The following is a 25,167-nucleotide window of genomic DNA, read 5'->3' as shown; positions in this document are numbered from 1 at the left end:
GGATGGACAAGGCATGACAATGGATTTTTAAAAGCTTTGAAAACTAGAGACTGCGGGGGAGTGTCCATATGGAAATAGTAAAGCGAGTGAGCGAGTGGAAAGTTGAAGTGATTCCCGTACTAATTAGTAAAAAAGAGGAACTTCAAGAAATGGGTTACCAAAAAGCGACTACAGAAGAGGTGTGGAATTGCTTACAGAAGAAGGTATGGAAAAAAGAGTCGGAAAAAAGGCTGCATCAAGTTGTTCAGGACATACTTCATCTTAGTACAAATCAATTTGTCAGCTATATAACCGTTGAAGCCTATCAAGATGAGGATTTAATGGCTTCTATTCAAGCATTGTCAAACGAAAAGGAGTCAGATTGACATCCATTGACTACGTATTATAATGAGTCTATTGTTGTTAATAGTGAAAACATAGTGAATTAGGATTTTGTAATGCTTATAAAGTAATGGTCTGTAGCTTGTATCGCAGTTCTTTTACATAAGCTAAGAGCGTGTCGAATGAGACGAAGGAGGCAAAGGGTGTTATGGTGAAAAGGGGTCGGATTGTTGCCTTTTTTCTAGTAGTTATCATAGTAGCTGCTACAATTGGCACAACCATAACTGGTGTGACAAAAGATATTAACTTAGGATTGGATTTACAGGGCGGCTTTGAAATTTTGTATGATGTAGAGCCACTGAATGAAGACCAGGAATTAAACCAAACAGCTATGGAGGCGACTGTAGAGTCATTAACTCAACGCGTCAACGCACTAGGAATTAGTGAAGCGAATATATCTATTGAAGATGAAACGAAAATTCGTGTGCAATTAGCTGGGGTAGAGAATCAGGAAGAAGCGAGAGATCTTCTCTCCACGACAGCGGAATTATCATTTAGAGGGGTAGAAGGAAATGAATATATGGATGGGGCTGACTTAGTTGAAGGCAGTGCCCAGCAAACTTATGATCAAAATAATAACCCTGTCGTTTCTTTAGAAGTGGAAGATGCCTCGCAATTTTATGAAGTATCTAAAGAGATCGTAAATAAGGAACCAGATCCAAGTACACCTTATCCTGAAGATTTGTTAGTTATCTGGTTGGATTATGATGAAGAAACATCGTTTGCGGAAGAATATGGTACAGAAGATCCAAAATATCTCTCTGCACCAGCCTTTCCTGATGGGCCGGTTAGAAGTAACACCGTACAAATTTCAGGTGACTTCACAGTAGAATCAGCCAAGCAGTTAGCAGATCTTATCAATGCCGGCTCTCTACCTGTTGAGTTAACTGAAACCTATTCTACATCCGTCGGTGCCCAATTTGGGGAGCAGGCTATGAATAAAACGGTCTATGCCGGGCTTATTGGGGTTGCTTTGATCTTTCTTTATATGATCGCTTATTATCGCTTCCCGGGTGTTATAGCTGTTGTTACACTGTCCGCCTATATTTACTTAGTCTTGCTTGTGTTTGGGTTGCTGCAAGGTGTGCTCACACTGCCAGGAATAGCAGCAATCATATTAGGGGTAGGGATGGCTGTGGATGCCAATATCATTACCTACGAGCGAATACAAGAGGAACTTAAATCCGGTAAGTCTGTTATGTCAGCGTTCAAGGCTGGAAACAAACGGTCGCTGACAACGATTTTGGATGCGAATATAACCACATTAATTGCGGCTGCCGTACTCTTCACTTTCGGTACAAGCTCTGTAAAAGGGTTTGCGACAATGTTGATCATCAGTATTTTAGTCAGCTTTGTCACAGCCGTTTATGGAACCCGTTTGTTTATGGGCTTATGGGTGAAAAGCCGTTTTCTAAATAAACGCCCAAGATGGTTTGGAGTGAAACCTGAAGACATTCATTCTATTGAAGAGGGTGAGGAAGTAGAAGCTACTTTCTTCAAACGTAAAATTAATTTAGTTGGAGCGCGTAAACGTTTCTTTACATTATCTATTCTATTACTTGTAGCCGGTGCGATCGTTCTAGGAGTATTTAGACTTAACTTAGGAATCGACTTTACAAGCGGATCACGTGTTTCCATTTTGGCAAATGACAATGTTGAAGCAGAACAGATCGAAGAAACGTTTGAAAGTGAGTTTGGGCTAAATCCTAAGCAAGTTGTGATTTCCGGTGATAACGGTGAAATTGCGGTTGCGCGTTTGGAGGATGAACTTAGTAAAGCACAAGTAGCTGAAGTGCAAAACTATTTTGAAGAAGAATATGGGAATACGCCTAATATAAGTACAGTATCGCCTATTGTAGGGCAACAACTCGCTAAAAATGCGGCACTCGCTGTCTTATATGCGTCCATCGGGATTATTATTTATGTGGCGATAAGATTTGAACTATTCTTTGCCATAACGGCGATTATCGCCTTGCTCCATGATGCGTTTTTCATGATTGTATTATTTGGAGTGACACAACTCGAGTTCGATGTGACCATCATCGCTGCTATATTAACGATCGTTGGTTACTCGGTGAATGATACGATCGTAACGTTTGATCGAATAAGAGAGAACGTCAGGTTGAAGAAAAAAGTGAAATCCTTTAAGGAGTTAGCTAAGATTGTTAATGATAGTTTGCTTCAAACGATGGCTCGAAGCCTTAATACCGTGCTGACAGTTGTCTTTGCCGCGCTCATGCTGCTTATATTTGGAGCTTCTTCGATTACTAACTTTGCTTTCGCCCTTGTGATTGGGTTGATTGCCGGTACGTATTCTTCCCTGTTTCTCGCTGCACAGCTGTGGCTTGTATGGCGTGGTAAGAGTATTAAAGAAAAGCCGATTGATTTTTCTAAAAAGAAAAATACTGGCGGTCCACAAGTATAAAAATGATGAAAAAAGCGATTGTCCTAATCAATGGACAGTCGCTTTTTTTAAGAAGTGTTCAAATATAGACCTGTTTGGTGCATATAATTTAAATTACGTGCAATTAACGGGGACTTCGTGCAAATAACAAAAATTTCATGCAATTAATAAAAATCACGTGCAATGAATCGTTGGAGATCTACTGCTTAGTTCCTCATCTATCTGTTGGTTATTTTCTTGCCAAATAGGGTATAACGAGAATGAAGCATTAAATGGTTAAGGAGGTCGAACAATGAAAGGACAAACGTATATTATTCTTGCACTCATATTTGCATTACTAATTGCGGTGTTCGCCGTTATTAACGTGGACCCTGTCCAGGTCAATTATCTATTTGGTACAGGGGAGGCGCCTTTAATTTTGGTTATTATCGTGTCTGTGCTTATGGGAGTACTTATTACTGCTTCAGTAGGTGCTGTACGCTTCTTCAGATTACAACGCGAAAATCGCTCATTAACAAATCAGCTTGAGAAAAAAAACAGTGAGCATGCTACCCCTAACGAGTTTTCGGCCGCTCAAGAGACGACCGAGAAGGCTGACGATGCAAGCCAGGCTAAAGACACGAATACAGATGTGAAATAAGTGTAATTTGCTACCCCTGAATCCCTCTTGTATAATAGATGGGTCAGGGGTGAATTCATGTTACAAAGTAAAATGAAATGGAATTTTACATATATACAAGAAGATCAAACATCTGAGGCATTCCCTGTCAAAGGGATGTCAGATGTAACGAAAAGACTATTAGAAAAAAGGAATCTTACGGATCCTGATGCGATCGATCGATTTCTTCATCCATCTTTAGATGATATACATGATCCGTTTTTAATGGATGATATGGAACAGGCTATCGAACGAGTTCGGTCAGCCATTGATAATGATGAAAAGATTCTGGTATTCGGAGATTACGATGCTGATGGTGTTAGCTCCACAACAGTTTTGATCGAAGCGTTGTCGGAAGCTGGTGCCCAGTCTGATTACTACATACCAAATCGTTTTACAGAAGGGTACGGGCCTAATGAAGCTGCTTTTAGGCAAGCTTCTGTGGATGGATATTCCGTCATTATTACGGTAGATACAGGGATAGCAGCTATTCATGAGGCAAATATTGCAAAGGAGCTTGGAATTGATCTGATAATTACAGATCACCATGAAGTACAAGAGACTCTTCCACAGGCCTATGCAATTATTCATCCGAAAACGTCTGAAGCCTACCCGTTTAAGGAGCTTGCTGGAGTAGGCGTGGCTTTTAAATTTGCTACAGCTTTATTAGGTCGCTTCCCTGAACATTTATTAGATATGGTCGCCATAGGAACGATAGCAGATCTCGTTCCTTTACATGATGAAAATCGCGTGCTCGTCTCTTACGGTTTGAAGGCAATATCACGTTCCAATCGAAAAGGTATACAAGCCTTAAGAAGTGTGGCGGGATTAGATGGAGCCATTGATGAAGAGGCGATTGGCTTTACTATCGGACCAAGAGTCAATGCTGTTGGACGTCTGCAAGATGCAAGTCCAGCTGTGGAACTGTTTTTAACGGAGGACCGTGCTGAAGCAGATCGCCTGGCTTCACTTATTAATCAGCTTAACCAAGAACGGCAAAAAATTGTTGCTGATACAGCAAAAGAAGCCGAAGAAATGTTGAAGAGTGGGGAGCAGGAGCTGAGCAATGTCATCGTAGTAGCTAAAGAGGGATGGAATCCAGGAGTTCTCGGTATTGTCGCCTCAAAATTAGTTCGAACATTTGACCGCCCCGCCATTGTTCTAGCGATTGACTCCGAAACACAGCAAGCAAAAGGTTCGGCTCGCAGTATTGATGCCTTTGACCTGTTTGCCAATTGTATGGAAGTGAGAGATCGTTTCATTCATTTTGGGGGACATGCCCAGGCAGCAGGCATGACACTTGATGTGAACGAGATTGATAACTTAAGACAACAATTGAGTGACCTAGCTGAGCAGAAGCTTTCGCCGGAAGATTATCAGCAAGTTCTAGATGTTGAGATGTCTGTAGGAATAGAGGACGTATCCCTACAGCAAATAGAAGAAATCAATAAACTGCGGCCGTTTGGGATGGGAAATCCTAAGCCATTGTTTCATGTTAAGCAAACACCTAAAGAACTTAGACGAATTGGAAGCCGTAAAAACCATTTGAAGATTACCTTTCAAAAGCAGTCCGCTAAACTGGATGGGATTGCTTTTGGCATGGGGGACTCGTATCCACACATATCGCCACATGCAGAGCTTGAGGTAATAGGGGAACTTAGTGTTAACGAATGGAACGGCAAAAAAAATGTGCAAATTATGATCAAGGATATGCAGGTATCTTCATGGCAGCTATTTGACCTAAGGGGGTCGAAGCACATTGAGAAACAAATGAGTCTTTCAGATCAGGAAACGTATGCAGCTGTTAGTTTTCGGGACACGACTGAGATTCCTTTTCAGCTTCCCGTCTATGCTCCCTCAGAATTAGCTGGACTGAACGAAGTGGATGGACTCTTGCTTGTAGATTTACCGAAGCAACTGTCTGATTTATCTAACTTATTGAACGAGGTAAGGCCGGGGAAATTATATGCCTGTTATCAAGTAAACGAAGGTGCTTTTCTGAAAACGTGGCCTACACGCGACCACTTTAAATGGTTTTATGGTATGCTAGTAAAGCGTAAAAAGTTTGATCTTAACCAAGATCGAGAAAAACTGGCAGCCAGAAAAGGCTGGGATCGGTCAATGGTTGATTTTATTTCACAGGTGTTTTTTGAACTAGATTTTGTTAAAATAGAAGACGGTCTTATTACGATTAATTCAACTCCTTCACATAGAGATTTGACAGATTCAATTCTTTATCAAGAAAGAAAAAGTCAATTATATGTCGAGCAATCTTTATATTATTCGACTTATAAAGAGTTGAAGAGTTGGCTTGATACACAGAGGAACAGCCTCAAGGAGGAAGTAGTAAATGGATTATAAAGAACATATCGCTATCGTACAAGATTGGCCAAGAAAAGGAATAACATTTAAAGATATTACTCCATTAATGGATAATGGAAAAGCCTTCAAGTCTGCAGTAGACGAAATTGTCGACTACTCTAAAGATAAAGAGATTGATCTAGTCGTAGGGCCGGAAGCACGCGGATTTATCGTAGGCTGTCCTGTTTCTTATGCGCTTGAAATTGGTTTTGCGCCAGTACGAAAAGAAGGCAAATTGCCTCGTGACACCATTAAAGTAGATTATGGACTTGAATATGGAAAAGATGTTCTTACTATTCATAAAGATGCCATCAAGCCGGGTCAACGTGTACTTATTGTAGATGATTTGCTCGCAACAGGGGGAACGATTGAAGCCACCATTGCACTAGTAGAAGAGCTCGGAGGGGTCGTCGCCGGCTGTGCCTTTCTTGTTGAATTGACATATTTAGATGGAAGAAAAAAGCTTGATGGCTACGATGTGTTGACATTAATGCAATATTAAAGAGAAGGAGAGTGTCCTCTTAGCAGGACGCTCTTTGTTTTACGTGTAATGGAATAAAAAATTAAGAATGGCATTATATTGTCGAACTGCCCCTTTTGCGTTTTTCTATGTCTAGCTGCAGGGGGCAGACACGCAATACTCGTGGTTCGCCTCCGCTTTTCTAAATTAGACGTTTTTCCTTTACATTTGACAATCTTTTTTTGATAATGGTAAACAAACTATATTTTTTGTGAAGAGCATACAGAAATCAGGGGGTGATGATATGGCGAAAGATAATATATTAACAGCCGAAGAAGTAATCGAGCAAGCGAGCCAATATATGAACAATGACGATCTTGCTTTTATTCGCAGCGCCTTTGAGTTTGCCAATAATGCTCACAGTGAGCAATACCGCAAGTCTGGAGAGCCGTACATTATCCACCCGATTCAAGTAGCTGGAATTCTTGTTAACCTTGAGATGGATCCCGAAACAATTGCAAGTGGCTTTCTTCACGATGTGGTAGAAGATACAGAAATCGGTCTCAAAGAAATAGAGACAAGCTTTAATACAGAAGTATCTATGCTCGTAGATGGTGTGACGAAACTAGGTAAGATTAAATACAAGTCTAAAGAGGCACAACAAGCTGAAAATCATCGGAAAATGTTCGTAGCTATGGCTAAGGATATGCGTGTCATTTTAATAAAACTAGCTGACCGTTTGCATAATATGAGGACATTGAAGCATTTGCCTCCTGAAAAGCAAAGGAGAATTTCTAATGAAACGTTAGAAATCTTTGCCCCTCTCGCTCACCGGCTCGGGATTTCCACGATTAAGTGGGAACTCGAAGATACCGCCTTGCGTTATTTAAATCCACAGCAATATTATCGAATTGTTCACTTAATGAAGCAAAAACGTAATCAACGCGAATCCTATATTGAAGATGTGATGGGGGAAATTCGTGGCCAGCTGAATGATGTGAATATTGAAGCGGATTTGAACGGACGTCCTAAACATTTATACAGTATATACCGTAAAATGGTCCTGCAGAATAAACAATTCAATGAAATATATGATTTGCTGGCTGTACGGATTCAAGTGGAAAGTATTAAAGATTGCTACGCTGTGCTAGGAATCATTCATACATGCTGGAAGCCAATGCCTGGACGCTTTAAAGACTATATTGCTATGCCTAAGCCGAATTTATATCAGTCCTTGCATACAACGGTGATAGGACCTAAAGGTGATCCGTTAGAGGTGCAAATCCGTACACACGAAATGCATGAGATTGCAGAATATGGAATTGCAGCGCACTGGGCGTATAAGGAAGGAAAACAAACTCCTGCCATTCAGTCTTTTGAAGATAAGCTTACTTGGTTCCGTGAAATCTTAGACTGGCAAAGTGAAACGAATGACGCTGAAGAGTTTATGGAGTCGCTAAAGGTTGATTTATTTTCCGATATGGTTTATGTGTTCACTCCTAAAGGCGATGTCATAGAACTGCCGTCAGGTTCAGTGCCGATTGATTTTGCCTATCTTATTCATACCGAGGTGGGTAATCAAACGATTGGAGCGAAGGTAAACGGGAAGATGGAGCCGCTTGATTATCAGCTGAATACTGGTGACATTGTTGAAATGATGACATCGAAACATTCCTATGGCCCTTCTAAAGACTGGATTAAGCTCACACAGACATCACAAGCCAAAAATAAAATTAAACAGTTTTTTAAACGACAAAGAAAAGAAGAAAATGTTACAAAAGGCCGTGAAATGGTAGAGCGTGAAATTCGTAACTTTGACCTTCAGCCGAAGGAAGTATTCACAGCCGATAATCTGAATCGTGTGTCTGAAAAGTTTAACTTTGCAAATGAAGAGGACATGTTCGCAGCAGTAGGCTACCAGGGGATCACTGCCGCTCAAATAGCTACACGCCTAACTGAAAAATTAAGAAGGCAGCAGCAAAAGGAACAAAACTTAGAAGAAACTCTCGCTGATGTAACAACAACAGAAATTAAAAAATCATCGACGACTGGCAAAAAGGATTCAGGTGTAAAAGTGGAAGGTGTGGACAACCTGCTCGTTCGCCTTTCTAAATGTTGTAATCCTGTACCAGGTGACGACATTGTCGGTTATATTACTAAGGGACGCGGTGTATCTGTGCATCGTACAGATTGTCCTAACGTTCAGACGGAGGAAGCCAAGCCGCGCTTATTACCTGTCCATTGGGAAAAAGGTCCAACAAATACGAAACAGTATCATGTTGATTTAGAGATTTGGGGCTATGATCGCCGTGGATTACTAAACGAGGTCTTACAGGCTGTCAATGAAACAAAAACCAATATTACTGCTGTCTCCGGTAAATCAGATCGTAATAAAATGGCGACAATTCATATAACGATCCTTATTCAAAATACGGATCATTTACGAAAAATTGTTGAGAGAATTAAACAAATTCACGATGTGTACACAGTGCGACGCGTGATGCAATAAGTAAAAAGGGAGAATATGGGCATGAGAGCTGTTATTCAAAGAGCGGTAAATGCTTCCGTAGAGGTTGAAACAGAAGTAATTGGACAAATTGATGAGGGCCTGGTCGTTCTACTTGGTGTAACTCATGATGATACGGAGGAGGATGTTCGTTATTTAGTAAAAAAAATTCCCCACTTACGTATTTTTGAAGATCGTGATGGAAAAATGAACCATTCATTACTTGACATAAACGGAGGACTTCTCTCTATTTCACAGTTTACTTTATATGGCGACACCCGAAAAGGAAGGCGTCCTAACTTTATGGGAGCAGCAAAGTCTGAACAAGCTGATAAATTGTATGAAAGATTTAATGAGCTGTTGAGACAAGAAGGTTTAGATGTGGAAACAGGTGCATTTGGTGAGATGATGAATGTGCAATTGACAAACAGTGGTCCTGTGACACTTATTATAGACAGTAAGGAAAAATAAAAGTAACCCTGCAGCCTCTCAGGCTGCAGGGTTACTTTTTATATGAAGTTATTTCTAATCAAAATAATGAATAAGCCCGTTGGTAATTCCTTGACTGACTTTATTTTGAAATCCGGAACTTTTGACCACCCGTTCCTCTTTAGGATTAGAAAGAAATCCTAACTCAAGAAGGACAGCTGGCTTCTTATTATTTTTAAGGACATGGAAATTTCCATGTTTGACACCGCGATCCCTGAAGTCTGTTGTCTCAGCCAAACTAGACTGAAGATTGCTTGCAAGTGACTTCGCGTTGTTATGATAATAGTAAGTGCTAATTCCTGAGGTACTTATATCCTGTGGAAAGCTGTTATAATGAATACTTACAAATGCGTCCGCCTTTGAAGAATTAGAGAGGATCGTTCTTGCAGACAACGACACATATGAATCATTTGAACGTGTCATCATCACATGAGCACCGTTCTGTTCGATTGCATTCTTTAACTTTTCAGCAGTTTGTAATGTCAATGTCTTTTCGTAGCTTCCGTTAGCACCAATTGCTCCAGGGTCAAAACCGCCGTGGCCGGCATCGATCATGATGGTTTTTCCACTTAAACCATCAGATTCTTTATTGGAAGGTGTGGGCGAACTTCCTGCCTTTACAATCCACTCTGCAACATAAGCTTCCATGTCTTTATAGGAAATTTTGAACCACTGGCCTTCTTTATTCAATACATCAAATTGATCCCCTTTATGACCACGTCCTACTACTTTATTATTCGAGGAAGGGCCTGTACGAATGTTCGTTCCATTGTAGAGCAGTGTGACTTTCGAATGTTGCGCTACTGGTGTAGGGGAGAGTTTATCTTGTTTGTAACAAGCCACCCTGCAACCCAGCCTGTTTTGTTGTTATCCACCCTGACTTGATACCAGCCCTTGCTTTCTGAAATATAATCAAATGTTTTCCCTTTTCCTACTTGGGTAATAACCGAGCTGTTTGTTGAGGCCTGAGTTCTGACATTTATTACAGCAGTGGCTACAGTCACTTCACCCAGTAATTTGCCGTTTGAATCTGTTTCCTGTATATCTTTAGAATTACTGTGAGCATATGTACTTAAATAATCAGTATGAACCCACCCAGAAATTTTTGCGCTGGAAATCAACACCCAATCCCCTTGTTGCTTCTTCTTTGTTGCTTGTTTATTTTTCATTAAATAACCACGGATCTTTCCGTCCATCCCTGGTTCTTCCCGAACACGTAAATAATCGACCTTCGATGTAAAGGATTCCTCTTGCTTAATCTTGACGAGATAGCTTGCAACCCAACCCTTTTTATCGTTCCATTCAATTTGTGTCCAATTGTTTTTCTCATTAACAATGCGATAGGTTTCATTGTTGTTAGCTTGCCCGATAATGGAATCTGACAGACTAGGACCTGACCTCACATTTAAGCGGTCCACTTGTATAATAGCTTGGTCAGCATGAACAATATTTGTCGTCATCCAAATTAAGCCGGAAAAAATAAATAATAATGATAACCAGCCTTTCATATTTTGTGTACACCTCCATATTTTGTTGACCTTACACATATTCGACAAACATTTCTAATCCCCTTCCTAGTGCACAGAAAAGCTTCACTTGCTATGATGAAAATGGTTTGCTACGGAATAGGGTCTGAAGAACTTAAGCTATTTCATATGCGAATAAACTTGACATGTGAATAACTAAAAATATATGATAGTAATCAATTCTAAATGAATCGACTATAACCATTGAGGAAAAAAGTAATCTGAAATCAGATAGCCAGAGAAGAAATGTCGAACGGCTGAAAGCATTTCTATATCATGATCAGATGAAAGACATTTCTTAGGTTTCGCATCGAACCTATGTAGTAGGTGTGAACGTAGGCAGGCGTTAACTGTTTCGAGCGGGGGCATCTTTATGCCCCAACTAGGGTGGCAACGCGGGCTGTAACTCCCGTCCCTTTCTATTTTGTAGAAAGGGGCGGGAGTTTTTATATTGGAAGGAAATGGATTATTGATGACTTTGAAGGAGGAATAATAATGAATATGAGAGCACCGCGCGGTACACAGGATATTTTACCCGGTATATCAGAGAAATGGCAATATGTTGAACAACAGCTTATCGACCTTAGCCGTCGATACAATTATAAGGAAATTAGAACACCTATTTTTGAACATACAGAACTGTTTCAACGAGGGGTGGGGGATAGTACGGACATTGTGCAAAAAGAAATGTACACCTTTACTGACCGCGGGGACAGAAGTATAACCCTTCGGCCTGAAGGAACAGCCTCAGTGGTACGAGCCTTTGTGCAAAATAAATTATATGGTCTTGCCAATCAGCCGACGAAATTGTTTTATATCGGACCAATGTTTAGATACGAACGGCCGCAGCAAGGGAGAATGCGGCAATTTGTTCAGTTTGGGGTTGAAGCGTTAGGCAGTAACGATCCAGCTGTTGATGCCGAAGTGATGGCTTTAGCTATTAATGCCTATCAAGAACTTGGGCTAACCTCCTTAAAACTAGTTCTGAACAGCTTAGGTGATCAAGCGAGCAGAGAAGCACATAAATCAGCTTTAGTGAGCCACTTTGAGCCGCACAGGGATGAACTATGCTCAGATTGTCAGTTACGCCTGGAACAAAATCCATTACGAGTACTCGACTGTAAGAAAGACAAAGACCACTCTGCAATGGCGACAGCGCCCTCGATCTTAGAGTATTTAAATGATGAATCCAAGGCATATTTCGAATCTGTTCAAAATCACCTGCAAGCCATGAATATCGATTATGTTATTGATGCAAAATTAGTACGCGGACTTGACTATTACAATCATACTGCGTTTGAAATTATGAGTGATGCGGAAGGTTTTGGAGCCATTACGACCTTAAGCGGCGGCGGCCGTTATAATGGACTTGTTGAGGATATTGGAGGCCCTGAAACCTCGGGGATTGGTTTTGCTATGAGTCTGGAACGATTACTGATGGCGTTAGAAGCTGAGGGTGTTGAATTGCCAGTTGAGGATTCGCTGGATTGCTATATTGTTGCTATGGGAGAGGAGGCAGAACAAGAAGCTGTTCGCCTGACGCAACTTTTACGCAGTAATGGAATCCAAACAGATAAGGATTATTTACAAAAGAAAATGAAAGGTCAGTTCAAATCGGCTGACCGACTCAAAGCAAAATACGTCATCGTACTAGGAGAGCGGGAACTTGAGCAGAACGCTGTGACTGTAAAAAATATGACCAGTGGCGAGCAGACCGAACTTCCTCTCGGTGAAATCACAGGATATTTAGAACAAGAACTAGCTGGAGGCGAATAATATGCAGCGTAAATCATGCGGAACAATCAGAACATCTGATATTGAAGAACAAGTAACGATTAAAGGGTGGGTGCAAAAACGCCGTGACCTTGGCGGGCTTATCTTTATTGATTTAAGGGATCGATCAGGTGTTGTCCAAGTCGTGTTTAATCCTGAAGTGTCAAAAGAAGCACTCCAAACGGCTGAAAATGTTCGATCAGAATACGTCCTTGAAGTGTCTGGGCAAGTCGTTTTACGTGATAAGAGTACGGTAAATCAAAATATGTCTACCGGAGATATTGAAATCCTTGCGAAGGAGATTCAGGTGCTTAACAAAGCAAAGACGCCTCCATTTATGCTTGAGGATCAGACGGAGGTGTCTGAGGATCTACGCTTGAAGTATCGTTATTTAGACCTTCGCCGTAAGGAAATGCAGGAAACGTTCAAGCTAAGACATCAAGCGACCCAGGCAATTCGTACGTTTTTAAATGATGAAGGGTATCTTGAGATGGAAACACCGCTTTTGACCAAAAGCACACCTGAGGGGGCTCGGGATTATTTAGTCCCCAGCCGTGTGCATGGAGGAGAATTTTACGCCCTTCCGCAATCGCCTCAGTTATTTAAACAAATGCTGATGATGTCAGGGTTCGAAAAATATTACCAAATTGCCCGCTGTTTCCGAGATGAAGATCTACGGGCAGACCGTCAGCCAGAATTTACACAAGTCGACATTGAAACGTCCTTTATGAGTAAGGAAGAGATTATGGCAATGACAGAGCAAATGATGGCTAAAGTCATGAAGGATGTCAAAGGGATCGACATTCCGACACCATTTGAAAAAATGCCATATCAGGAAGCCATGGAACGCTTTGGCTCTGATAAGCCGGATACCCGATTTGCGATGGAACTTGTGAATGTATCCGGGATCGTGAAGGATTCGGACTTTAAAGTGTTCAGTGGTGCCGTGGCCTCAGGGGGCCGGGTCAGTGCCATTAATGTCAAAGGACAAGCCGATAACTTTTCACGAAAAGATATTGATAAGCTGACGGAAGATGTGAAGGTTTACGGGGCAAAAGGTCTGGCATGGCTGAAACTTAAGGATGGAGCACTTAATGGACCAATTTCTAAGTTTTTCTCTGAAAAAGATACTTCACAATTACAAGAAGCATTAAACGCTGAAGATAGCGATTTATTACTATTTGTAGCGGATAAAACGTCTGTAGTATTAGACAGTTTAGGTGCTCTCCGCAAACAGCTTGCTAAGCGTCTAAATTTAATTGATCAGACGAAATTCAACTTCCTTTGGGTGACAGATTGGCCATTATTTGAATATGACGAAGAAGAAGGAAGATACTTTGCGGCACACCATCCTTTCACAATGCCAGCAAACGGCGACATCGAAGAATTAAATAGTAAGCCAGAGGAAGCCATGGCAGAAGCGTATGACATTGTACTCAATGGTTACGAATTAGGCGGGGGCTCTCTTCGTATTTATCAAAAACAAATGCAAGAGCGTATGTTCCAGGTTCTTGGCTTTTCTAAAGAGGAAGCTGAGGAACAGTTTGGTTTCTTGCTTGAAGCATTGGAGTATGGTACTCCTCCGCATGGGGGGATTGCCCTTGGTTTTGACCGTTTTATTATGCTGCTTGCTGGACGCACGAACTTGCGGGATACCATCCTATTTCCTAAAACAGCATCGGCTCAGGACCCTCTTACGGAAGCACCTGGCCGTGTAAGTGAAGCCCAATTAGATGAACTTCACCTGCAGCTCAAACAAGTGAAAAAAGATTAAAGCAAGAAGAAACTTCTTTTTTATCACCTTGATTAGCTGAAATATTTATGCTATGATTTGAATACAATTAAAGAAACCAATCCTGATGTGTGCGTTGTTCGAATGTACGTTTTGACCGAACATTTTTGAAACGGGAGCCTGGAGTTTCCTCATGGAATGCAAGCCTTATTACTGAGGACGCAAGAAGTGAGGAGCAGGGCACCCACCTGCCTGGAGCGGGTTCAAAACTCATGATACGACGGCACAATTGGGATTGGATTTTTTTATGAGAAAGCAAATTACATAGAATAAAGCAGCACAGTTTTTTTGAGTAAACTGTGCTGCTTTTTATTTTGTTAAGTTCTTATCGCGCGACATGCTCAAGGTTGCCGTTCTTTTCCATCCGGAATTGTGGTTTTTGGGCATAATCTTGATCATCGAACATAACCATCTTTCGGGCGCGATCCATGATTTGGATTAATGCTTGATAATCCTCGGTCATCGAATTTAATTGACTGGTTAATTGTTGATTCATAGATGCAAGTTTTTTATTTTCATCTGCAAGTGCTTGATATTTATGACTCAAATTTTGCTGGGAAGAAGACTCTTTTTGAAATGCCTTCAAATCTTTAATAATTTGTGAGAGCGAAAGGGTCGGTTCAGGCTGTGGTTGTAGCTCTGTCTCAATCTCTCGCTCTGGCATGGAATAGGTGACCTCTTTCTTCACTTCATGATGATCATTTTCTTCATCATAGGAATCTACGACAACTGGGTTTGGCATACTTGCTTCATTTCGTTTTTTCTCTTTACGCTGTTTCTTTGCTAATTCTACAGCTTGCTCATATTTTTGTCGTACCTCGGCATTCCATCTAAAGCCACAAGCGGCTGATGTGCGATTTAATAGATCTCCGACTTCCTCAAAGGCCCTTAATTGGGTACTGCCTTCTCGGATATGTCTTAAGACCGTTTCAGCTAATAAAAGATCATCTTCATGAGACCAAGCATCTTGTCTAACCTTTGGCATATTGATCACTCCTGTTTTTCTATTAGAGAAATAGTTTGTCAGATTTATTTGTAGTGTGGACAACAGGAGGAAGAATTATACTTAACTATGATTTTTGTTTATTAATCTTATCGTAAACCTGTTTAAGAGCTTGTTCGAACTTGCCGGTTGTTTTCGGTTCATAATAGGATCGATCTTTAATGGTATCCGGCAAATATTGCTGATCTACCCATGCATGATCAAAATTGTGTGGGTATTGGTAATCGGTCCCTCGTCCTAACTTAGCCGCTCCCTTATAATGTGAATCTTTTAGATGGATAGGAACGTCCCCGCTTTTTCCTTTGCGAAGATCAGCTAAAGCAGCATCTAAGGCTTTGTAGGAACTGTTCGATTTTGGTGACAGGGCCAGTTCGGTTACAGCAGCTGCAAGGGGGACGCGTGCTTCAGGAAAGCCTAAACGTTCTGCGGCCTCAACAGCGGCTAATGCTCGAGGGCCTGCTTGCGGGCTTGCTACCCCGATATCCTCATAGGCGATCACAACCAGACGCCGTCCTATACTGTCTAAGTCGCCCGCTTCAACTAACCTTGCTAAGTAATGAAGGGATGCATTTACATCACTACCACGAATCGATTTTTGAAAAGCTGAAAGAACATCATAATGAGCATCTCCATCTTTGTCGTGTGAAAAGCTTTTTTTCTGCATACATTCTTCGGCAATGGATAAATCAATAGAAACGATGGTTGATTCATCTTGAGGTGTTGAGAATGCTGCAAGTTCTAATCCATTGAGAGCCGCTCGTAAATCCCCGTTAGCTGCATCAGCAAAGTGTGCCATCGCTTCGTCAGTTAAATGGATGGACATGTTGCCAAGCCCATTTACTTTATCTTGGACGGCACGATGGATGGCCTCAATAATATCTTGTCTTTCAAGACGATAAAGCTCGAATAGATGACAGCGGCTTCTAATCGCCGGATTAATAGAGTGATAAGGGTTACTTGTTGTACAACCGATCATGGTCAACGTATTACTCTCGAGATGGGGCAGAAGGAAATCTTGCTTAGCTTTATCCAGGCGATGGACTTCATCGAGAATCAGCACCATTTGTCCTTGCATTTTTGCCTCTTCCACAGCGATTTCCATATCTTTTTTCTTATCTGTAACGGCATTGAGCGTTTTAAATGGGATGCTTAAATGTTTAGCCATGGATTGGGCCATCGATGTTTTCCCTGTTCCAGGAGGTCCAAAAAGAATCATAGAAGCAAGCCGGTTCGCCGTAATCATTCGGTGAATCGTTTTTCCCTCTTCTACTAAATGTTTCTGGCCGATAATTTCATTTATGTTGGATGGTCGCATGCGAAACGCAAGTGGTTTTGTACTCATGGTTTACGCTCCTTTACTCATTTCATAATTTTCAGCGTAGGACTAAATCTAAGAAAATGCAAGAGACTTGCCATCCATGCTATAATAGCGTTTGGTATAGAAAGTTGAGAAGAGAGCAGATTTGGCTCAAGAAAGATGTTTATTTACGAATAGGATCGATTTTTTCGTTAAAACAGATACGTATTTATATAAGATAGCAAATAGAGTGAATGGGTGACGGATCAAGGTTTCTCTCAGTTTAGGAAGAAGGGTTGAATGAAAATGAAGATCTCTACGAAAGGACGTTATGGATTAACGATCATGATCGAGCTTGCCAGAAAGTTTGGTGAAGGACCGATCTCTTTAAAACAAATAGCTAGAGACAATAATTTGTCTGAGCACTATTTAGAGCAATTAATCGCTCCATTGCGTAATGCAAGTCTTGTGAAAAGTGTTAGAGGTGCATACGGTGGCTATATGTTAACAAAGCCTCCACACGAAATTACTGCCGGTGACGTGATTCGAATACTGGAAGGACCAATTACGCCTGTGGAAGGAATTGAGGATGAGGAGCCAGCTAAGCAGGCGCTTTGGAAAAGAGTAAGGGATGCAGTAAAGGATGTTTTGGATACGACAACATTAGAGGATCTAAAAGATCATGTAGATGATCAAACACAGGATGCTTATATGTTCTACATTTAACATACGGAGGTGTCAGTAGTTGGAGCCTATTTATTTAGATCATGCTGCTACAACCCCTGTCCATGAACAGGTGATCGAAGCAATGGTTCCGGTTTACCAGGAGGTATTTGGAAACCCGTCGAGTGTTCACCAATTTGGCCGCAAAGCTAGAAGTCTTCTTGACAAGGCTCGTAGTACAGCCGCCAGAAGTTTGGGTGCGAAAGAGAAGGAGATCATTTTCACAAGCGGCGGGACAGAGGCTGATAATCTGGCCATTATCGGTACGGCGCTGGCTAATCAGGGAAAAGGGAAGCATATGATTACGACAAAAATCGAACACCATGCTACACTTCATGCTGTTGAAGCCCTAGAAAAAGACGGTTTTGAAATTACCTATTTACCCGTATATGAAGATGGACGTGTGAAAGTAGAGGATTTTGAGGCTTCACTAAGAGAGGATACGATCTTAGTCTCAATTATGATGGTAAACAATGAAACAGGAGTCATCCAGCCTATTGAAGCGATAGCAGACCAACTCGCTTCCCACCAGGCTTATTTTCATTCGGATATCGTCCAGGCCTATGGATTAACGGAAATAAATGTTGAGAAACTACCTGTTGATTTATTAGCTGTATCAAGTCACAAAATTAATGGGCCAAAAGGAATTGGTTTTCTTTATGTTCGTGAAGGTACCCAAGTGCAGTCACTTGCATATGGCGGTGAACAGGAAAGAAAACGCCGGGCAGGAACAGAAAACGTTCCAGGGATTATAGGTTTTCAAAAAGCGATTGAACTGACGGAAGCGGAACGGTTTTCAAGAGAAGAACGTTACGCACGCTTTAAAACGTTATTTTTAAAACAATTAACGGAGGAAGCGATTGTCTATGAAATCAATGGTTCAAAGAATCAGGCCGTGTCGACCATTGTCAATGTAAGCTTCCCCAAGATGAATGTCGAAACAATGCTTATGAATTTTGATTTATCAGGAATAGCAGCCTCAAGCGGGAGTGCTTGTACGGCAGGTTCTGTTGAGCCCTCGCATGTTCTATCAGCTATGTATGGTAAAGAAGATGCGCGAACAGTCAACTCAATTCGTTTTAGTTTCGGGATCGCGAATAACGAAGAGAATGTCATAGAAGCGGCGAAACGGATTAGCCAAATCGTAAAAAGGCTGACATAGGAAGGTGAAAGAAATGAAACAACCGAAAGATACACGTGTTGTTGTTGGTATGAGCGGCGGAGTAGACTCTTCCGTAGCCGCTCTTCTGTTGAAACAGCAAGGCTATGATGTCGTCGGCATTTTTATGAAAAATTGGGACGACACAGATGAAAATGGGGTATGTACAGCAACCGATGATTACGAAGACGTGATTCGTGTTTGTAATCAGCTTGATATCCCTTACTATGCGGTTAATTTTGAAAAACAGTATTGGGATAAAGTGTTTACCTATTTCCTTGATGAGTATAAGGACGGGCGAACTCCGAACCCTGATGTGATGTGTAATAAAGAGATAAAGTTTAAAGCTTTTCTCGATCATGCATTAGCGCTTGGGGCAGATTATTTAGCAACAGGCCACTATGCCCAAGTACGTGAAGTCGATGGCACGTATGAAATGCTTCGAGGAGTGGATAACAATAAAGATCAGACGTACTTTTTAAATCAACTTTCTCAGGATGTACTTGCTAAAGTTATGTTCCCACTAGGAGATATCGAAAAGAAACAAGTACGCCGAATGGCTGAAGAAAACGATTTGGCTACCGCAAAGAAAAAAGATTCAACTGGAATATGTTTCATTGGGGAACGTAATTTCAAAGAGTTTTTAAGTGAATATTTGCCCGCACAACCTGGTACGATGCAAACGCTCGATGGTGAAGTGAAGGGCCAGCACGACGGACTGATGTATTATACACTTGGTCAGAGACAGGGTTTAGGTATCGGCGGTGCAGGTGAGCCATGGTTTGTTGTTGGTAAAAATGTGAAAGAAAATACTTTATATGTCGGTCAAGGGTACCACAATGAAGCATTGTACTCAGATGGACTGATCGCAACAGAGGCAAACTGGACGAGTGGTGAAGCACCAGATACAGCTTTTGAATGTACGGCGAAATTCCGTTATAGACAAGACGACAGTAAAGTAACTGTGACACCACTTTCAGATGGAAAATGGAAGGTAAACTTCCATGAGCGTGAACGTGCTGTGACACCAGGACAAGCGGTAGTCTTTTATAAAGATGAGGTCTGTCTTGGAGGGCAACGATTGATGAAATAACGAAAGAAGATAAAGCCCTGTCTTATGTTGGTTGATGATACGGCCATGTCCGAATGGTACAGGGACATGGCCATTTTTTTAATAGTAAGAAATGATAAGATTTGCGCTAATGTTTACATGTCTACCGGGCCCGTGTGCTTTTCTTATGAAAAGGAGAATAAGAGAATGGATAAAATGACAAGAGCGATTGAGCTTATGCAAGATCAACAATTAGAAGAAGCGGCCAAACTTTTTACAGAAGCGATCGATGAGAACCCGAATGAGCCGATCGGCTATATCAATTTCGGAAATCTGCTTGTACACCTCAACGAAATGGAGCGTGCTGAACGATTTTTCAACCGGGCGATCGAGCTTGATGAAGAAGCGGCCACGGCCTATTATGGATTAGGCAATGTTTATTATGAGCAGGAAGCCTATACGAAAGCACAAAAGCAATATCTTGCAGCCATTGAAAAAGGGTTGGATGAGGCCGATGTTCATTTTATGTTAGGAATGACGTTTATTCATCAAGAGCATGTCAAACTAGCCCTTCCTTATTTATTAAGAGCTGTAGAGCTGAATTCTAATGACGTGGATATTCAGTTTCAATATGGGCTTTGTTTAGCACAAAATGGTCAAATTGAAGACGCTGAACAGACGATGAATCGTGTGCTACAATTAGAGGAACAGCATAGTGATGCCCACTACAACTTGGGGGTTGTGGCATTACATAAAGAAGATGCACAAACGGCGCTTATTCACTTTAACAAAGCACTTGAAATTAATGGAGAGCATGTGCTTGCGGCTCACGCTAAAACTCAAGTTGAACAGGCCTTGGGTGAAGATTAAATTAAAGGAGAAAGAACATGGCAGAACGTACGCTTTTTTCTGATACAAATGAAGACCGCCCTTATGTAAAGGGGGAATTGAACCGGATGATTTTCCACAAGGAGTCTGAACATTTTTCGATCGCTTCGATTATCGTTACCGAAACGAATGAAGACTTCAGTGAAAAAAGCATTGTAATTAAGGGTCATTTCCCCCTTTAGAGGAAGGAGAAACGTATGTTTTCCATGGAGAATTTCAAGATCATAAAAAGTTTGGCCGCCAGTACCAGGTCGATTTTTATAAACGAATGCTTCCAGAAACGAAGGATGGATTGGTTGTTTATTTATCAAGTGATCTATTCCATGGAATTGGTAAAAAGACGGCAGAACGAATTGTTGATCATTTAGGAGAACAGGCCATTGCTACTATTTTAAATGATCCGGACGTACTAAAAGATGTACCTAAACTTGCAAAAGAAAAGCGTGGTACGCTTTATAACACATTGAAAGAGCATCAAGGATTCGAGCACGTGATGATCCATTTAAATCAATATGGATTCGGTCTTAAGCTTTCACAAAAAGTCTACGAAGCATTTAAAGATCAAACACTGGCTATCATTGAAGAAGACCCTTACCAGCTCGTCTTTAAAGTAGAAGGGTTTGGTTTTCATCGAGCAGATGAAATGGCAAGAATGCAAGAGCTGCCTATTGATCATCCTACAAGGCTGCGTGCAGCCTGCCTATATGTTCTGCAACAAAGCCTTTCTGCGGGTCATGTTTATTTACCGACAGAAACCTGTCTTCTGCAAGTTGGGAGCCTGCTTAATAGTGGAACAGATGAGCCGATTACTTTTGACCAGTTATCCAAACAGGTCATGCACCTAGCTGAAGATCGTTATGTGTTTATTGAAGACGATCGGATGTACTTACCATCACTTTTCCATGCAGAGAATGGTTTTTGTAACCAGCTTGAGCGGATCATGGCTGAAGAGCATGAAGCAGAGCATACTCAGGCTGATCTGCTCAAGATCATCGGTGATATGGAGGAAGAGGAATCGATTAGTTACGGAGAAGATCAATTTGCTGCGATCGAAAAAGCCCTACAGTCAAAAGTCATGATCTTAACGGGAGGGCCAGGAACAGGAAAGACAACAGTCATTAAGGGGATCATAAGAGCCTATTCCACGCTCCATGATCTCTCAACAGACAAAGCAGACTATGACCAAGATGAACCCTTTCCTTTTATACTGGCGGCCCCAACTGGTCGTGCAGCTAAGAGGATGACAGAGTCGACAGGATTGTCAGCAAGTACGATTCATCGTCTGCTTGTATGGGATGGCCATGAGAGTTTTGATAAAAACCAGAACAATCAGCTCGAAGGCAAGGTTTTGATTATTGATGAGTTCTCCATGGTCGATATGTGGCTTGCTAATCAGTTGTTCCGCGCCATTCCTTCAGATATGCAAGTGTTAATCGTCGGGGATGAGGACCAGCTGCCTTCGGTCGGCCCAGGACAGGTCTTAGCTGATTTACTAGCATCAAAACAGTTACCTTCTGTTCAGTTATCAGAAGTATACAGGCAAAAAGAAGGCTCGAAAATCATTCAGCTTGCCCATGAAATAAAAAATAATCAATGTACAATGCAATCTTTAAAAAAGGATCATGATTTTAATTTTATCCAAGCCAAGGAACACCAGTTAAAAGATCTGATCACGAATATCGTTAAGAAAGCATTGGATAAAGGGATTGAAGCCAGAGAAGTTCAAGTGTTGGCACCGATGTATCGAACAGATGTGGGTATTCATAAATTAAATGAAGAAATTCAACGTGTCGTTAACCCAAAAAGTAAGCAAAAACGGGATCTTACTTTTAAAGAGGTGACGTATCGAAAAGGGGATAAGGTCATACAACTTGTCAACCAGCCTGAGGATGGCGTGTATAACGGAGATATTGGCGAAATCGCCGCTATTTTTCGTGCGGAAGAAAATGTCGATCAGGTGGAGCAGGTGGTTGTAGAGTATGATGGCAAAGAAGTAGTCTATCCGAAAAAGAATTTAAATAATTTAATGCATGCTTATTGTACATCGATTCATAAATCGCAGGGAAGTGAATTTTCCATTGTTATTCTGCCGGTTGTCAGGGGTTATCGCAGAATGCTAAGGAAAAACCTCTTATATACCGCTATTACGAGGTCAAAGCATTCCCTCATTATATGTGGTGATCCTAGTGCCTTCTTAGAAGGTTTGCAAACGAGGGATACTAACCTGCGTTACACTCAACTAACAGAAAAACTACAGCAAGAAGCGACTCAAGAGCTACAAGAAGACGAAGAGGAGGAAGAACTTTCTCCTTATGATTTTATGTGAAGGAGGGTTACCTGATGGCGCATCAGTTAGGACTTTCTGGCAGCACAATTATGTCTGACCCAGATAAATTTGAGCAGTTATTTAAAAGAAGGTTTTCACACGTGGAAATAGGGGAGTTTCCTAGCTTGGCTGACTTTGAAGACTTTTTACGGCTAGCTGAGGCAAAAGAATATAGCTATGGTGTCCATTCTCCATTGATTAGAGGGGAGAGTAAGTATGATTTAATTAGCTTTATATCATTTGACCCTAGAAGAGCACGGGAGCAATTTGAAGATGAGGTACGCAAATTAACACAATTAGGTGCAACCTATGTACTCGTTCATTTTCCCTATTTTAAAGCTCCAGATCAAGTGCAGCGAGCAGAAAAAATAGACGAAGGACTACAATTTCTCAGCCAGCTTCAGCAAACCTACGATATTCCAATTGTCTGTGAACCTAAACTCGGTCCATCCATGTCCCCACATAATATTGAGGCGCTTCACCACTTTTCTAAACAAACATGGGAGACGTACGCCCTCTCCCTTTGTATAGATATTGGAGATTATTTGTTGGCAGTAGGTGGGGATTGGCAGGTGTATCTCGAACATCTTAAGCCATATATTAAGGTCGTTCACTTACATAATATTTTAATAGAAGGTTCAAAATATATTTGGGTCCCGCCACATCCTGATCTGGAGGGGGCAGAGGGATATTGGAAGATAAAGCCGATAGTCCAATATTTAGCACAAGGAACAGATAAGTATTTCCTATTCGAACACACCCCTCATTCAAATCCCACGGACGAGTTTGTGGACGAGGGAATTGATTGGATACATGAGCTTATTTGTACCAGCAATGAGGAAATGAAGTAAGCCTCGAATGTCTATCCATGCGTTTTGAGATTTTCATAATGTATGAATAATCGTTACTAGGGACATACTACTTGGTAAAAAAAGGAGTATGTTCTATGAAATGCCCCAATTGCCAAGGAAGAAACCTTGGACGGATAGGCAATGAACAATACTATTGCTGGACATGTTATCTTGAGCTTTCGATTGAGGATGGAAAAATGAATATAAATCAAATTGAAGAGGATGGAAGTTTAAGTTCATTAAATGATATTTTCTATCAGTCGGGATCATAATGAGCGAAAAAGCAATTAAATGGATAAGCCGCAGTGCGATATGTTTTGTTGTTTTAGTATTTATGCTCATATTGGCCTGGTTGTATCCTTATTACGACCATGTAGTGCTGATGATATTACGAATTCTCTTACCTTTTATACTCGCGATTGTGTTATCCTTATTGCTTCACCCAGTTGTGCAGTTTATTGAGGAATTAGGTATGCCGCGTGCCCTTTCGATTCTGGTTATTTTCGCAGTCTTTTTTTCGTTAACGGGCTTTTTAATCTACCGTGGCTATCCTCATCTATTGGAACAGTTAAAAGCATTGAGTCAACAGCTACCGTATTTAACAGAAGCATATCAAAGCTGGACACGAGAGCTTTATGCTCAAACGGAACGCTTTCCCGACCGTATCCACGAACGTTTAGATGGCAGTTTTGCCAACTTTGAAGCGTGGATGAGTGCACGGCTAATGTCAGCCGTAACTGCATTAAGCGGGATATTCAACGTTATTGTTTTATTTGCAGTTATTCCTGTGATGACGTTTTATTTCCTAAAGGATCATTCTTTGATCTTTCAATCGCTACTTCGTTTACTTCCAGTAAAATGGCATGGGGAAGCTAAACATTTAAGTCAAAAACTCAGTCATTCCTTAGGAGGATATATAAGGGGACAGTTGCTTATCAGCTTGTTTGTAGGTTTTTTCGCAAGCATCGGCTTTTGGATAGCTGGTCTGCCATATCCACTCGTACTGGGAGTTATTGCTGGGATTACTAATATAATTCCCTATTTCGGACCATTATTAGGTGCTATCCCAGCCTTAGTCGTTGCTGTAACCGTTTCTGTAAAAACGCTGATCATAGCTCTGATCGCTATTTTTGTGATTCAAATTGTAGAAGGTAACTTATTGTCCCCTTATATAATGGGGAAAAGCATTCACATTCACCCTCTTCTAATTATCTTAGCCTTACTGGCAGGCAGTGAGCTAGCGGGTATAGTTGGGATGATTGTAGCTGTTCCTGTCCTCACCTGTCTAAAAGTGGTTGTAGAAGAGGTCAGTCATTCACGTCTTGAGCGTTGACAGATGATGTGATCTTATCTATAATAGCGCATATCAATACTGTATGAACGAAGAACACATTGAGGGAACTAAGTAAACAGTAGCCCCTTTAGTAGAGAGGTACTTCCACAGGCTGAAAGAAGTACTAGAGAAGCTCTGTTGAAAGCTATTCCTGAGTGCGGTTAATCCCCGCCGGTACACGCACCG

Annotated in this window: 19 protein-coding genes, 1 other RNA gene, 2 pseudogenes and 2 other annotated features (1 of these 24 cut by a window edge); of the genes and pseudogenes, 18 read left to right on the top strand and 4 right to left on the bottom strand. The window is 41.3% G+C overall.

Annotation, left to right across the window (positions count from 1 at the left end; all coding sequences use genetic code 11):
- The first annotated feature begins 68 nt into the window (after window positions 1–68).
- The 7 genes from MUO14_RS02300 (at window position 69) to dtd (ending at window position 9,241) form a co-directional block, all read left to right on the top strand.
- On the top strand, window positions 69–365 hold the full coding sequence (locus tag MUO14_RS02300; protein WP_244753454.1) for a post-transcriptional regulator: 297 nt from the start codon (window positions 69–71) through the stop codon (window positions 363–365).
- Between the two features lie 164 nt (window positions 366–529).
- The gene (secDF, locus tag MUO14_RS02295; RefSeq protein ID WP_244753453.1) at window positions 530–2,806 is read left to right on the top strand and encodes a protein translocase subunit SecDF; all 2,277 of its coding nucleotides are present in this window, start codon (window positions 530–532) and stop codon (window positions 2,804–2,806) included.
- A 271-nt stretch (window positions 2,807–3,077) separates the two neighbouring features.
- On the top strand, window positions 3,078–3,425 hold the full coding sequence (locus MUO14_RS02290; protein ID WP_244753452.1) for a LapA family protein: 348 nt from the start codon (window positions 3,078–3,080) through the stop codon (window positions 3,423–3,425).
- Window positions 3,426–3,482: 57 nt separating this feature from the next.
- On the top strand, window positions 3,483–5,804 hold the full coding sequence (gene recJ, locus MUO14_RS02285) for a single-stranded-DNA-specific exonuclease RecJ (RefSeq protein WP_244753451.1): 2,322 nt from the start codon (window positions 3,483–3,485) through the stop codon (window positions 5,802–5,804).
- Entirely contained in the window at window positions 5,794–6,306 is a 513-nt protein-coding gene (locus MUO14_RS02280) for an adenine phosphoribosyltransferase (RefSeq protein WP_244753450.1), read from the top strand. The genes recJ and MUO14_RS02280 overlap by 11 nt, the downstream gene beginning before the upstream one ends.
- A gap of 262 nt (window positions 6,307–6,568) precedes the next feature.
- Window positions 6,569–8,773, top strand: coding sequence for a RelA/SpoT family protein (locus MUO14_RS02275; RefSeq protein WP_244753449.1), 2,205 nt, complete (start codon window positions 6,569–6,571; stop codon window positions 8,771–8,773).
- Between the two features lie 21 nt (window positions 8,774–8,794).
- Window positions 8,795–9,241 (top strand): D-aminoacyl-tRNA deacylase, encoded by a 447-nt coding sequence (gene dtd, locus MUO14_RS02270; RefSeq protein ID WP_244753448.1) that lies wholly within the window; start codon window positions 8,795–8,797, stop codon window positions 9,239–9,241.
- Window positions 9,242–9,295: 54 nt separating this feature from the next.
- Here the strand turns inward: dtd and MUO14_RS02265 are convergent, their stop codons facing one another.
- Together MUO14_RS02265 and MUO14_RS02260 are read right to left on the bottom strand one after the other, a co-directional pair.
- Window positions 9,296–10,102 (bottom strand): N-acetylmuramoyl-L-alanine amidase family protein, encoded by an 807-nt coding sequence (locus tag MUO14_RS02265; RefSeq protein ID WP_244753447.1) that lies wholly within the window; start codon window positions 10,100–10,102, stop codon window positions 9,296–9,298.
- Entirely contained in the window at window positions 10,060–10,767 is a 708-nt protein-coding gene (locus tag MUO14_RS02260; protein WP_244753446.1) for an SH3 domain-containing protein, read from the bottom strand. The genes MUO14_RS02265 and MUO14_RS02260 overlap by 43 nt, the downstream gene beginning before the upstream one ends.
- Window positions 10,768–10,980: 213 nt before the next feature.
- Window positions 10,981–11,205 (top strand) — a binding site (T-box leader).
- A gap of 75 nt (window positions 11,206–11,280) precedes the next feature.
- On the opposite strand from MUO14_RS02260, the gene hisS reads away from it, so the two are divergent.
- From hisS to ssrS, 3 genes are all read left to right on the top strand, one after another.
- Window positions 11,281–12,561: a histidine--tRNA ligase gene (hisS, locus tag MUO14_RS02255; RefSeq protein WP_244753445.1), complete on the top strand. Its 1,281-nt coding sequence runs from the start codon at window positions 11,281–11,283 to the stop codon at window positions 12,559–12,561.
- 1 nt (window position 12,562) lies between these two features.
- Window positions 12,563–14,332 carry an aspartate--tRNA ligase gene (aspS, locus tag MUO14_RS02250; protein ID WP_244753444.1) on the top strand — a complete coding sequence of 590 codons (1,770 nt, stop codon included), beginning with the start codon at window positions 12,563–12,565 and terminating at the stop codon, window positions 14,330–14,332.
- A 76-nt stretch (window positions 14,333–14,408) separates the two neighbouring features.
- Window positions 14,409–14,590, top strand: a non-coding RNA gene (gene ssrS, locus MUO14_RS02245) — 6S RNA.
- Between the two features lie 85 nt (window positions 14,591–14,675).
- Here the strand turns inward: ssrS and MUO14_RS02240 are convergent.
- Window positions 14,676–15,335: an RsfA family transcriptional regulator gene (locus MUO14_RS02240; RefSeq protein ID WP_244753443.1), complete on the bottom strand. Its 660-nt coding sequence runs from the start codon at window positions 15,333–15,335 to the stop codon at window positions 14,676–14,678.
- 85 nt (window positions 15,336–15,420) lie between these two features.
- On the bottom strand, window positions 15,421–16,695 hold the full coding sequence (locus tag MUO14_RS02235) for a replication-associated recombination protein A (RefSeq protein ID WP_244753442.1): 1,275 nt from the start codon (window positions 16,693–16,695) through the stop codon (window positions 15,421–15,423).
- Between the two features lie 261 nt (window positions 16,696–16,956).
- Between MUO14_RS02235 and cymR the strand changes: the two genes are divergently transcribed.
- From cymR to MUO14_RS02195, 8 genes and pseudogenes are all read left to right on the top strand, one after another.
- Window positions 16,957–17,376: a cysteine metabolism transcriptional regulator CymR gene (cymR, locus tag MUO14_RS02230; RefSeq protein WP_244755447.1), complete on the top strand. Its 420-nt coding sequence runs from the start codon at window positions 16,957–16,959 to the stop codon at window positions 17,374–17,376.
- A gap of 19 nt (window positions 17,377–17,395) precedes the next feature.
- Window positions 17,396–18,535 (top strand): cysteine desulfurase family protein, encoded by a 1,140-nt coding sequence (locus MUO14_RS02225; RefSeq protein ID WP_244753441.1) that lies wholly within the window; start codon window positions 17,396–17,398, stop codon window positions 18,533–18,535.
- 13 nt (window positions 18,536–18,548) lie between these two features.
- Window positions 18,549–19,660 (top strand): annotated as a pseudogene (gene mnmA, locus MUO14_RS02220) (tRNA 2-thiouridine(34) synthase MnmA).
- Window positions 19,661–19,790: 130 nt separating this feature from the next.
- Window positions 19,791–20,453, top strand: coding sequence for a tetratricopeptide repeat protein (locus tag MUO14_RS02215; protein WP_244753440.1), 663 nt, complete (start codon window positions 19,791–19,793; stop codon window positions 20,451–20,453).
- A gap of 17 nt (window positions 20,454–20,470) precedes the next feature.
- Window positions 20,471–22,797, top strand: a pseudogene (gene recD2 / locus MUO14_RS02210) (SF1B family DNA helicase RecD2).
- Between the two features lie 14 nt (window positions 22,798–22,811).
- The gene (locus MUO14_RS02205) at window positions 22,812–23,648 is read left to right on the top strand and encodes a sugar phosphate isomerase/epimerase family protein (protein ID WP_244753439.1); all 837 of its coding nucleotides are present in this window, start codon (window positions 22,812–22,814) and stop codon (window positions 23,646–23,648) included.
- A gap of 95 nt (window positions 23,649–23,743) precedes the next feature.
- Window positions 23,744–23,920 carry a hypothetical protein gene (locus tag MUO14_RS02200; RefSeq protein ID WP_244753438.1) on the top strand — a complete coding sequence of 59 codons (177 nt, stop codon included), beginning with the start codon at window positions 23,744–23,746 and terminating at the stop codon, window positions 23,918–23,920.
- Window positions 23,920–24,981 carry an AI-2E family transporter gene (locus MUO14_RS02195; protein ID WP_244753437.1) on the top strand — a complete coding sequence of 354 codons (1,062 nt, stop codon included), beginning with the start codon at window positions 23,920–23,922 and terminating at the stop codon, window positions 24,979–24,981. The genes MUO14_RS02200 and MUO14_RS02195 overlap by 1 nt, the downstream gene beginning before the upstream one ends.
- Before the next feature lie 50 nt (window positions 24,982–25,031).
- Window positions 25,032–25,167, top strand: a binding site (T-box leader); it runs 81 nt beyond the window's last position.

It is taken from the genome of Halobacillus shinanisalinarum (assembly GCF_022919835.1).
Classification (GTDB): Bacteria; Bacillota; Bacilli; order Bacillales; family Halobacillaceae; genus Halobacillus_A; species Halobacillus_A shinanisalinarum.
The sequence above is the reverse complement of the archived record's forward strand: the minus strand, read 5'-3'. Positions and strand labels throughout refer to the sequence as shown.